We start from the raw sequence: 10632 nt of genomic DNA, 5'->3' as shown, positions 1-10632 counted from the left end.
CTCGCCGCAATAAAAGCCAACGTAAACAACGAAGGCCACAACCGCGTAAACCCCTGCGTCTGCGGCATCACCACCGCATACACCACCTCACACAACCCCGCCGCCACCACCCACCACCAAGGACTCACACCTTCCAGCATCCCACCACCCTACCAAAAAAAAGCCAAAACACCACCCACAAAATAGCCATCCCCACACATCCCAAAGCGCGATGAAGACGCCCCCCTCCTCATTGAGCAAAACCAAACTATCAAACTCACCCGACTCTAAAGAAAGAAGGCAGACGACCGACGTCAAAAACCAGCCCTTTCCGACTCCGAAAAGCAGTGAAAAAAAATACTAAGAGCGCCCTGTCCCTTCATAAGAGGTCCTACGGTGAAGAAATAATACGGTGAAAGGCCAGCCTTCTGATTTTCAGGACTAGGAAATGACAACAAACTACCACCTATTCCCCCGCTGCAGCATATTTTGAGACCGCTCGATGGCTTGCATCGCAGGGAAGAAGAGGACGGAATAGTGAAATGGTAGCGGCAAAAGAAGAAAATCAAGGAGTCAGAAGGCTTGCTGTAGATGAGTTTTTAGCAGACGTGGACTTGGTAACGGACGTAGACTTAGTGTCATTCTGAACAAAGCAAGCGATCCTTTGCATCGCCACAGATTGCTAGGCAGGCATGCAGGGACTTAGAAGGCGGGTTGGCAATTGGTTGGGGTGGAACTCCCAGATAGGGGTGCAACGATTGGGAGTGGGGGACTTGTGGGTCTATTGGGTCTGTTTGGGTAGAGAAGCAGCCAGCGGCACGTTTTTTTTTGAGCTGGAAGCGTGCTTCACGTTTTGGGGTTTAGTTTAATGTGAGATTATGAGGCTTGGTCTTTTCGGGTGGAGGCGGGTGAGAGGGTATGGGGTGTTGGTTTGCAGTGGTGGGGAGGTGTTCGTGCGGGCGCCAGTGGGCGGGGTGGTAGTCGTCGGCCGTGATGGCTTCGAGGAGGGCAGCGTAGATGGCGCGGGAGATGGCGTTTTGAAGGGCAGGGGGGATGGTGCTGGGGTCAAGAGGGACCGTGGTGCCGTCGTCGCTCAAGACGACGCCGGAGCCGTAGTCGGGGGTGGGAGAGGCGGTTGGAGGTGGCGGTTGAGGGGGGGCTTGGGGTGGGGGTGGATCTTTTTTCTCGATGGTGGAGTCTGGTGCGGGAGTGGGGCGGCTGGACGTGCGAGGATTGGATGGGCGCTCGGGGAGGGGCTCGACAGCAGAGGGAGGGGGACGCATGAGGGATTGGCGGCGTCGGAGGGGTGGTGGGGTGCGGTCAGGCTCGGGGAGGGAGTCGTCGAGGTCGGCTTGGTAGATGGATTCGGCGAGGAGGTTGCGGATGGCGGGGGAAAGGGCGAGGGAGAGGCTTGGGGGGAGTTCGTTGATGGATAGGGAGGTGGGGCGTAGGCCAAGGGAGATGGCAGAGTCGGGGTAGAGGAATTCTGAGGAGAGGGTGATGGTGTCGGTGTAGCTGGGGTAGATCCAGAGTTTGTTGGGGTCGTGGGCGAGGGTGTGGCGTTGGGGGTGGGGGAGTTCGGTGGTGAGGGGGGTGGGGGTGGGGGTGGGGGTGTTGTTGAGGCGAGGGGGTGAGGGGGGGCTGGAGAGGGCGAGGGCGGGGCTGGAGGATTGTTGGGAGGCGGATGGGGGTAGGCTGAAGGTGGGGTATTGGGAGCGGAAGTAGCTAGAGGAGCTGCTGGAGGCGGAGTGTTGGTGGTGGGAGAAGTTGCTTTGGGAGGAGGAGCTGGCGCGGCTGTGGGATTGGGAGCTGCTGGAGCGGGCTTCGCTGGAGAGGGGGCCGGATTGGGATTGGGAGTGGCTGTAGCGGGAGCTGAAGTGGGATGAGGAGGAGGAGCTGGCTTGGGAGATGGCGGAGGAGAAGAGGGAGCTGGAGCTTTGTGAGGAGCGGGAGAAGTCGCTGCGGAAGTGTTCGATACGGCTGGAGGAGCTGGAAGATGCGGAGGATGAGGAGGAGAGGGAGCTAGATCGGTGGTGGGAGCTAGAGGAGGAGTGGTGGCTGTTGGAGGCTTGGGCGTTGTCGTTTGAGTTGTGGGGGGGCGGGGGGTCTGAGGAGTTGTTGGGCGAGGGGGTGAGAAGGGAGGGTTTGAGGTGGATTTGTTTGGCGATCTTTGTTTTTCCGAGGGTGACGTTGTTTTCTTTGGCGGCGTGGATGTGGAGGTGGCCGCCGGATTCGATGGTGCCGTTGTTGGTGAGGGTGGCTTGGGCGAAGGCGGCTTCGTTGGCTTGGCCGATAGCGAGGGTGACGTTGCCGCCGGTGGAGAGAGGTGTGCCGACAGTGGCGGTGGGGTTTATGGTGATGTTGCCGTGGGAGGAGGCGAGGAGGTGGCCGTCTGCATGGATGGAGCGGTGGATGATGAGGTGGGGGATTTTGTTTTTTTCTGGGTCGGATTCGAGGATGAGGGTGAGGTTTTGCTTGGCTTTGATGGCGTGGGAGAGGTCGGTGTTGCCGATGTAGAGGCTTTTGCCGCCTTTTTGGGTGAAGTGGATGGAGCCTTGGGGGGCGAGTAGGGATTCGATGAAGATGAGGTCGTTGGGGTAGCCGGGGGCGTGGTTGAGGAGGCGGAGGTCGCCTTGGTTTTCGATGGTGGCTTGGATTTGGAGGGAGGCTTGGATGGGGAGGGGGTCGTTGGGGGTGGGGCCGTGGATGCCGCGATGGGCGGCGAGGTCGATGTAGTCGGCAAGGAGGAGAGGTGTGGTGGAGGAGTGTGTGGAGATGGTATCGTGAAGGGCTAGGGCGTTGATGGTGCCTTGGGGGTTGGGGACGGAGAGGGGGGCTTGGATGAGGATTTTAGCGGCGGTGAGATTGAGTTCACCGTGGGATTGGGTGATGGGTGCGAGGATGGAGAGGGTGCCTTGGCCGTTATCGTCGGAGTCTGCGGTGAGGTGGATGCCGAGGCTGAAGGAATTGGGAGCGGATTGGGTGATGGGAGCAAGGATGGAGAGGTCGTTGCCGGCGATGAGGGAGAGGCCGGAGGAGGTTTGCCAGGAGAGGGGGGCGCGGAGGGTGAGGTTGTTTTTGGCTTCGATGTGGACGGTGTTTTCTTTTAGGAGTGATTCGAGGGTGGAGGCGGAGAGGGTAGTGATGGAGGGATCTTCATCGGAGCTCCAGATGGGGTCTTGGGGATTGAGTCCGGGGGGATAGGTGGGTGGGATGTTGAGGATTTCGACGTCGAAGGGGTCAAGGAGGAGAAGGCCATGGTGGCCGCTTGGGGAGTGGGTGGAGACATGGCCGGAGAAGTCGAGGGAGCGCAGGCCTGAGATTTCGATGCGGCCGCCGTCGCCGGTTTCTGCGCCGAGGGCAAGGAGGGTGCCGTGGCAACGATTGGTGTGGTCAGCCCAGACGACGATCGTGCCGCCGTGTCCGGATTGGAGAGAGGAGGCATCGAGTAGGGCGCTTTTTTGGACTGTGATGTTGCGGGCGTGGGGTAGGGTGCGGTCGTTGCCTTGCCAAGAGCCGCCGACGCGGATGGTGCCACCGCCGGCTTGGCCGCGAGCGAGGAGGCGGGCGAGTGCGGTGAGCTCGATTTCGTCGGCGAGGATATCTATGAGGCCGCCGCGAACGGAGGTGGCGCGGCGGATTGGCGTGGAGTCGGTGGATGGAGCAGAGGCGTCGAGGGTGCCGGATTGGGTAATTTTATTGCGTGGGGAGAGGAGGTGGATTTCGCCGGATGGGGCGAGGAGTTGGCCTTGTTGGAGGATGGCTCCGTGTGGGGAATAGAGCCAGATGCGGCCGCCGCGGTTTTCTGTGCCTAGGGCAGTGATATGGGCTTGGGGATGGATGTGGATGGCATGAGCGTAGGGATTGCCGGAGGCGAGGATGGAGATGTCTTGGGCGGTGATGGAGCCAGAGATTTGGAGGTCTCCTTGGGTGGGGGTGGTGTTGATGCGGATGTAGGTGTGTGGCTGGGAGTCGGGGCGAACGAGGAGAGTGGCTTGGTCGGTAGAGGCGATTTGGACGTGGCCGTTGGGTGCTTGGATTGAGGCAGATTCGGCGATTTGGATGGATGGGGAGAGGAGGGTGAATGTTTCGCCGCTGGAGTGGATTTTTCCTAGAACGTGGATGGAAGAGGGGTTGAGACTTGTGAAGGAAAGGGGTTGTTCGTTTTGTAGGAAGTGATCGTTGGCGACATCTAAGGTGGAGAGGAGGCCTCCGTGGGTGAGAATGGTGCCGTTTGGGCCGACTAGGATACCGTTTGGGTTGATGAGGTATACGGATCCGTTGGAAGTGAGCAGGCCGTTAATTAGTGATGGGTAAGATCCTACGACGCGGTTTAGGTATATGGAGTCTGGGGAGGGTAGAGAGAAGTTGACTCGATATCCGTCGTGTATGTTAAAAGATTCCCACTGAGAAATAGTTTTATTGGAATGACTGACAATATTTAATTCTTTTTCTGTATAGGCAATAGTTGCTTCGCCATGGATGATTTGATGTCCTGTGGGAAGGGGTGATGCGTAGAGGGTAGGAAGAAAGTGAATTTGTAGTATGGGGACGAAGAAGAATAAGGGGATGTGGCGAAAGAAAATCTTGATAGGTTTAGATTTTGCAATCGCCATATCATGAGGCTTATACATAATAAAAGACGCAAAATCAAGTAAAAAAGCATATAAACGTAAAAACTTACATTTATATTTAAATTTTATGCACTTGTGTAAAAATTTTACGAGTTTGTATAGAGATGCAAAAAATGGACTCATGAGGGGGCACGGCAATGGATTAGCAGCACTACTGATACCAAGAATTAACTAGAAGTGTTTTTCTGAGCACAGAGAAGATATTCTTGGTTACCTTCTTTACCGAGTATGGGAGAAGGGATGACGCCGCGGATGTGGAAGGTGTTGAGGGAATGGATGAAGGTGGTGATCTCCGATATGATCCGATTGTGAACGGAGATGTCTTTTACAATACCGCCCTGACTCACCTCTTGGGGGCTGGCTTCGAATTGAGGTTTGATCAGGGTAACGATAGAGCCGCCGTTGCGGATGAGGGGTGGGAGTGTGGGCCAGATGAGTTTTTGAGAGATGAAGGAGACGTCCATTAGGATGACGTCAAAAGGTAAGAGTTGAGCTGGGAAAAGGGAAGGGGAGAGGAAGCGGGCATTGATTTTTTCTAGGATAGTGACGCGGGGATCTTGGCGGAGTTTCCAGGCGATTTGGTTGCGACCGACGTCGAGGGCGACGACGTGGGTGGCGCCGTGTTGGAGGGCGCAATCGGTGAAGCCGCCGGTTGAGGCGCCGATGTCGAGGACGCGGGTATTTGAGAGGTCGAGTTTGAAGTGGTCTAGGGCGGCTTCGAGTTTGTAACCGCCGCGGCTGACGTAGCGGTCGGGGGTGCGAAGGGTGAGAGAGTCGTGAGAGGAGCAGAGGTGGGAGGGTTTGGTGACGGGTTGGCCGTTGACGAGGACCTCGCCGGCGAGGATGTAGGCTTGAGCTTTTTCGCGTGACGGGGCGAGGCCGATTTCGCAGAGAAGGAGATCGAGGCGTTTTTTTGAGTGGGGTGATGAGGGCGGCATGTAGGTGGGATAGGGGTATTAATTTTACAATAGTGGGGCAAGTGGAGCGAGAGAAAGGAGGGCTTGCATTTGAGAATGATTCTCATTATGGTGAAGTGGATGAGATGGATTTTTTGTTTTCTGGTGGGTGCGATTATGTGGGCAGGGGTGTTAGCAGGGTGTTTTCGTGGTGGAGAAGGGGAGCGTGAGGGGGGCGCGGTGGATAAACGGTGGCGGATAGCATTGAAGGCGGATAAAAATCCGGAGAGTATGTTTGAGGTGAGGCAGGGGCTTGAGGTAGCGCTCAGGCAGATTGCAGGCCGTGAGGTGGAGGTGGTGGTGCCTACGGCTGGAGGAGTGGTGTTTGAGGGGTTAAGAAATGGGAGCCTGGATGCGGCTTATGTGAGTGCGTTGGAGTATTTGCAGGGCTCGCGAGAAGGCGGTGTGGTGGCGGAACTTGGGCAGGAGGTGAAGGGCAGGATGTTTTATGAGAGTGTATGGGTGGTGCGTGCGGATGCGAGTTATCGGAGTGTGGATGAATTGAGGGGGAAGCCGGTGTGTTTTGCTTCGAGAACGAGCACGTCAGGTTATCTGGTGCCGTTGGCGAATTTGGTGCAGACAGGCAGGTTGCGGTATGGGGGAAAGGCGGAGGAATTTTTCGGGGTGGGGAATGTGTATTTTGGAACGGGTTATGTGTCGGCGATCGAGCGGTTGTTAAACGGGCAGGTGGAAGCTGCGGCTGTCAGTGACTATGTAATGGAGGGGGATAAGCATTTGACGAAGGAGCAGAAAGAAAAGTTGCGGATATTGGCGCGACAGGGGCCCGTGCCGACGCATTTGATTGTAATGCGTGCGGGGTTGGCGGAGGAGGAGCGAGCTGCGCTGCGGGCAGCTTTGATGCGGTTGAATGAAGTAGAGTGGGTAGCGCTACGAGATCGAGCGTTTGCAGGAGCGCTCGTAGCAGTAGACGGAGAGGAACATGTGCGAAGTTTGCTGCAGATGCTGGAGATGATTGGGCAGAAGCCATGAGCAGTGATGGGAGGGACAGCGACGGGAGAGTGCATAATATTGGGAAGGGGAATGGGGATGTGTATCAGATTAGAGTAAAAAATGCGGGATGTAGGAGAGGGGGGCGGTGGTTGTTTCGCCATTTAAATTTAGAAATAAATCGAGGGACGTTCGTAGCAGTCGTGGGACCTTCTGGGGTTGGAAAGAGCAGTCTGATGCAGTGTCTTGCAGGAATGTTAGAACTGGATGAGGGGGAGATAGTCTATCAGGATGCCGTTGGAAGAGTGGAGAATCCGCTGGAGTATCGCGATCATGTGGGGATTGTGTTTCAGAATTTACAACTTGTGCCCCAGGCGACGGTGCTGGATAACGTAGCGGCGGGTGCGTTGCATCGCTGGCCTTGGTGGCGGACCTTGTGTGGGGTGCCGCGTTGTGAAAAGGAACGGGCTTTGAAAATAATTGAGACGCTTGGCTTAGAGGGGACGTTGTATAAGCGAGTCGGGGAAATTTCTGGTGGGGAACAGCAGCGGGTGGCTTTGGCACGCGCTATTTTGCATGATCCCGAGCTTTATTTGGCGGATGAACCTGTGGCGAACTTGGATGCGTATTTGACTGGGCGGGTGTTGGGGTATCTAAAGCAAGAAGCAGCAGAGCGCGGGCGATCGGTGTTTTGTGTGTTGCATCAGGCTGATTTAGTCACACGGTTTGCTGATCTTGCACTTAGTCTGGATCCAATTAATCCGGAGGGCTGGCATTTGAGGCAGGTGAGGGATAGAGTATGAAAAAAGAGGCGATCCGAGTTATCTACAACACACGACGTCAAACGTCCTTAAAACCTTGGTGGAAGAGGCTAACGGTGCTACACGGTGTGGGGTTGATATTTCTGATCATTTTTTTTACGTCGTTGTGGCAGATGCCGTATGACGAGAGGGCGACGGATTGGCTTGCGAACGTGGCAAGATTTGGCGCGAGGCTTTGGCCACCGGATTTTTCTATATGGCCGGAGTTTGTGACAGCCTTGGGAGAGACGATGCGTATTGCAGTGATTGCAACGATGGTGGCTTTTGTGTTGTCATTGCCGATAGCTCTTGGGGCCTCGAGGAACGTGGCTCCAATGTGGGTATCATTCACTTTGAGAATGTTTTTGAACGGGATTCGCACTGTGCCAAGCCTTTTGTGGGCGATCGTCGCAGTAGCAATATGGGGGATAACACCTTGGGCCGGTGTGGCGGCGTTGACAGTTTATTCGGTCGGCTACCTTGGAAAATTTTATTCTGACGCAATTGAGTCGGTGGATTTGTCTGTGGCTTATTCTCTGAGGGGAATGGGGGCGCATCCGATTCAAGCGCTGCAATACGGGTTGTGGCCTATGCTTAAACCTCTTCTTTGGAGTCAAGCATTGTGGATGTTGGAATACAACATTCGTTCTGCTTCAATTATCGGTTATGTCGGTGCTGGTGGACTTGGAATGCTTTTGAATGTGTATCAAGACTATTACCAATGGACGAAGGTTTCGGCCGTGTTAATTTTTCTCCTATTTCTCGTTATTCTTCTCGATGTGCTTGGAGAGTGGCTCCGCGGTAAAATGAATCTTCCTGTTCATCGCCGCTAGGATAACGAACCCGCCATCATCTATGCGCTCGGGGAGACTTGAACTCCCATGGGTTGCCCCACTAGAACCTGAATCTAGCGCGTCTGCCATTTCGCCACGAGCGCAACGTTAGAGTGTATAATAGGATGCCAACGCCACGCGTCAATCAGCCTTATGGCAGACGATTTGCCGAAGTGCCTCGTATAAACCAATCGCCACTGCATTCGATAAGTTGAGTGACCGCGCGTGATCATGAAACATTGGAATGTGCACCACGCGACCTATCCCTGATTTTAATAGCCGCGGCGGGATTCCTTTGCTCTCACGCCCAAAGATCAAGCAATCGTTTTTTTGAAACTTCACCGCCCACAATGACTCCGTCGGCACGGCATCTGTGTTTTCGATGAAAAAATAACGCCCCTTACAAACATCTGATTCAATAAACGCCTCCCACGAGCTCCAAAGGCGCCAATCCAGATGCTGCCAGTAATCTAACCCTGCGCGTGTCAACGCTCGATCGTCGAGCCTAAAACCGATCGGCTCAATCAAGTGCAGACGCGCTCCCGCAGCCATGCACAACCGCCCGATGTTGCCAGTATTCGGGGGAATCTCCGGTGCGATTAATACCACGTGCACCATATCGATAAGCAAAGTTTTTTTGACATTATCGCTTCTTTCAGCTTCATGATATGATTAATGCAATGAAAAAGTCCCACGGCATCCGAGTCGTGTTGCTCCTTGTGCTGTGCTTTTGTTTCGTCGGACTGGGCTATATGGGGTTTAAGATTTTTACCTCCAACCGAGTAGCAGAGACAACGGCGGAGCAGGAGGACTCTCGAGATTTTGAAACTTATCTCGTCAAAGAAGAACCTTGGCCGCCATTTTCCAATCAACGTCGGATAGCATTGCCGCTCATCTCTACGAATCGAGTCACTCTTTACCATCCTGGGGAAAACACCACCGTGAAGCTCATTTGTAAGACGGGCGATGTAGTGAAAGCAGGTGAGGTTGTAGCGGAGTTAGAAAACTCACAAGAGAAACACAAGCTCCGTGAAGCAGAAAAACGCTATGCGTTATTGCAGGCCACGCATGATCACGCCTCGGCAATCTACGCTGTCACTGGCAGTAACGCTCAAGTCCTGGATGCACTTCGAGAGCGATTGATTCAGGCCGAGACAGAGCTTATCCAGGCACGTCAAAAATATGCAGAGCGCTCGCTCGTTGCACCCATCGAGGGGGTTATAGATTATCATATTACAGACGGCGCCACACCCAAACCTCAACAACCGCTTTTAACGATTCACTCTGTGCGGACGCTGGGCGTCGAAATTCCGGAAAATTATTTTAGCCGGCAGCAGCTTGATCAACTTCCAGAGAAAAACATTGCGGTCTATCTTCCCGATGCTGATAACAAAGTCGCGTCTGCCTGCTTCACACTTTCTCCGACGGGGAAACTCATCTTGCACGTTCCAAATCCTGACGGGGTTTATCGTATCGGCGCGACAGCTGAAGTTCCTGTGGAAGCTCTTCCTCGGACACGGGAAATTGTCGCGCCGCTTCAAGCTTTGAGAAAAATCGATGATACTTACTACGCTTGGGTAAAGCTTACGAGCACGACCGAATCCCACAAAGGCGATCGTCAGTCGATTTTCATACGGCGCCCGATCAGGATCAAGAGCCAACAAGACAATCTCGTCGCTGTCGAGAGTGGTCTTGCTGCATATGAAGAAATTCTGAACGATCCTCCGCATGCAGGGGATCCAGAGTTCGGTAAAGAAGTCCTTACTTTTCGACAGGTCGCCTCCGAAGCGGAGTAGGGGATCATGAAAATCGGCATTTTTCTTCCGAATGCCACCTTTGATTTGCCGGGGGCGCCAGAAGTCGGAGGAATTGAGACGTTCGCTTTCACTATCGGTGAAGCATGGCAACAGCTCGGCCACGAAGTCGTTCTCTACGGTGGAAGACCTAAATACGGTCGTATCCATCGACGGACTTCACTTTCGCTACGGCTGCACGATTATGTTGAGACGCAGCATATCCCCGATCTCGGAACACGTTTTCAACGCCTTGTGCAGAGACTGCATTTTGGGTGGACGACGCGAAAGGAGTGGCTTCGGGAAAACTTCGACGTGATTTTGCTCTCGAAGCCTTTCGATTGGCCGCTGGCCGCCTATTGGAAGAAAAAGGCGACTCGTCGGCCGTTTATCGTCATGGGCTTTCATGGCGAAGACTATTTCTTCGGGTGCGAGAAGTTTTATCGATTTGTAGATGCAGCTTTTGCTGTGAGCGCACCGATTGCGGAGCGAGCGAAAAAAAAAATAGGCGTCAGACCGCCGTGTATTCCCAACCCCGTGGATACAGATTTCTTCTCACCCGCCGAGCCGTATATAAAAAGCTGTCACACCATTTTTGCATCAGGACGGCTTGTCGGATGGAAAGGCTACGATCGCCTTATCGAAGCGATGGCGTTTGTTCTAAAAAAACACGCGACCCTCTCGCTTCG

The 10632-nt window shown here is 54.4% G+C and carries 8 protein-coding genes, 1 tRNA gene and 1 pseudogene; 6 read left to right on the top strand and 4 right to left on the bottom strand.

What is annotated here, in order from left to right; translation table 11 throughout:
- A partial coding sequence (locus NZM04_09385; GenBank protein ID MCS7064232.1) for a hypothetical protein occupies positions 1-186 on the top strand: 186 nt, incomplete at its 5' end.
- Between the two features lie 3989 nt (positions 187-4175).
- Here the strand turns inward: NZM04_09385 and NZM04_09380 are convergent.
- Positions 4176-4595, bottom strand: a pseudogene (locus NZM04_09380) (filamentous hemagglutinin N-terminal domain-containing protein).
- Between the two features lie 185 nt (positions 4596-4780).
- The gene (locus NZM04_09375; protein MCS7064231.1) at positions 4781-5551 is read right to left on the bottom strand and encodes a TlyA family RNA methyltransferase; all 771 of its coding nucleotides are present in this window, start codon (positions 5549-5551) and stop codon (positions 4781-4783) included.
- 87 nt (positions 5552-5638) lie between these two features.
- Here NZM04_09375 and NZM04_09370 point away from each other — a divergent pair, with 87 nt between their 5' ends.
- The 3 genes from NZM04_09370 to phnE are packed head-to-tail and all read left to right on the top strand — an operon-like array spanning position 5639 to position 8150.
- Positions 5639-6559, top strand: a complete 921-nt coding sequence (locus NZM04_09370) for a PhnD/SsuA/transferrin family substrate-binding protein (protein MCS7064230.1) — start codon at positions 5639-5641, stop codon at positions 6557-6559.
- The gene (locus NZM04_09365) at positions 6556-7320 is read left to right on the top strand and encodes an ATP-binding cassette domain-containing protein (GenBank protein ID MCS7064229.1); all 765 of its coding nucleotides are present in this window, start codon (positions 6556-6558) and stop codon (positions 7318-7320) included. The genes NZM04_09370 and NZM04_09365 overlap by 4 nt, the downstream gene beginning before the upstream one ends.
- Positions 7317-8150, top strand: a complete 834-nt coding sequence (gene phnE / locus NZM04_09360) for a phosphonate ABC transporter, permease protein PhnE (GenBank protein MCS7064228.1) — start codon at positions 7317-7319, stop codon at positions 8148-8150. The genes NZM04_09365 and phnE overlap by 4 nt, the downstream gene beginning before the upstream one ends.
- A 23-nt stretch (positions 8151-8173) precedes the next feature.
- On the opposite strand, the gene NZM04_09355 is transcribed toward phnE, so the two are convergent.
- Both NZM04_09355 and NZM04_09350 read right to left on the bottom strand, forming a co-directional pair.
- Positions 8174-8254, bottom strand: a tRNA-Leu gene (locus NZM04_09355).
- Between the two features lie 37 nt (positions 8255-8291).
- On the bottom strand, positions 8292-8768 hold the full coding sequence (locus NZM04_09350) for a tRNA (cytidine(34)-2'-O)-methyltransferase (GenBank protein ID MCS7064227.1): 477 nt from the start codon (positions 8766-8768) through the stop codon (positions 8292-8294).
- A 62-nt stretch (positions 8769-8830) separates the two neighbouring features.
- Here NZM04_09350 and NZM04_09345 point away from each other — a divergent pair, with 62 nt between their 5' ends.
- Together NZM04_09345 and NZM04_09340 are read left to right on the top strand one after the other, a co-directional pair.
- Positions 8831-9946: a hypothetical protein gene (locus NZM04_09345; protein ID MCS7064226.1), complete on the top strand. Its 1116-nt coding sequence runs from the start codon at positions 8831-8833 to the stop codon at positions 9944-9946.
- A gap of 6 nt (positions 9947-9952) precedes the next feature.
- Positions 9953-10632 (top strand): glycosyltransferase family 4 protein (locus NZM04_09340; GenBank protein MCS7064225.1); only part of this gene is annotated, 680 nt, incomplete at its 3' end.

This window comes from Candidatus Methylacidiphilales bacterium, from assembly GCA_025056655.1.
In the GTDB taxonomy this organism is placed as follows: Bacteria; Verrucomicrobiota; Verrucomicrobiia; order Methylacidiphilales; family JANWVL01; genus JANWVL01.
This window is presented reverse-complemented; position numbering and strand designations above follow the sequence as displayed.

What these genes read in the sequence shown, in the direction of transcription:
- NZM04_09370 (MCS7064230.1), top strand. Translation starts at nt 5,639, where the DNA reads ATGGTGAAGTGGATGAGATGGATTTTTTGTTTTCTGGTGGGTGCGATT.
- NZM04_09375 (MCS7064231.1), bottom strand. Translation starts at nt 5,551, where the DNA reads ATGCCGCCCTCATCACCCCACTCAAAAAAACGCCTCGATCTCCTTCTC.
- phnE (MCS7064228.1), top strand. Translation starts at nt 7,317, where the DNA reads ATGAAAAAAGAGGCGATCCGAGTTATCTACAACACACGACGTCAAACG.
- NZM04_09350 (MCS7064227.1), bottom strand. Translation starts at nt 8,768, where the DNA reads ATGGTGCACGTGGTATTAATCGCACCGGAGATTCCCCCGAATACTGGC.
- NZM04_09345 (MCS7064226.1), top strand. Translation starts at nt 8,831, where the DNA reads ATGAAAAAGTCCCACGGCATCCGAGTCGTGTTGCTCCTTGTGCTGTGC.
- NZM04_09365 (MCS7064229.1), top strand. Translation starts at nt 6,556, where the DNA reads ATGAGCAGTGATGGGAGGGACAGCGACGGGAGAGTGCATAATATTGGG.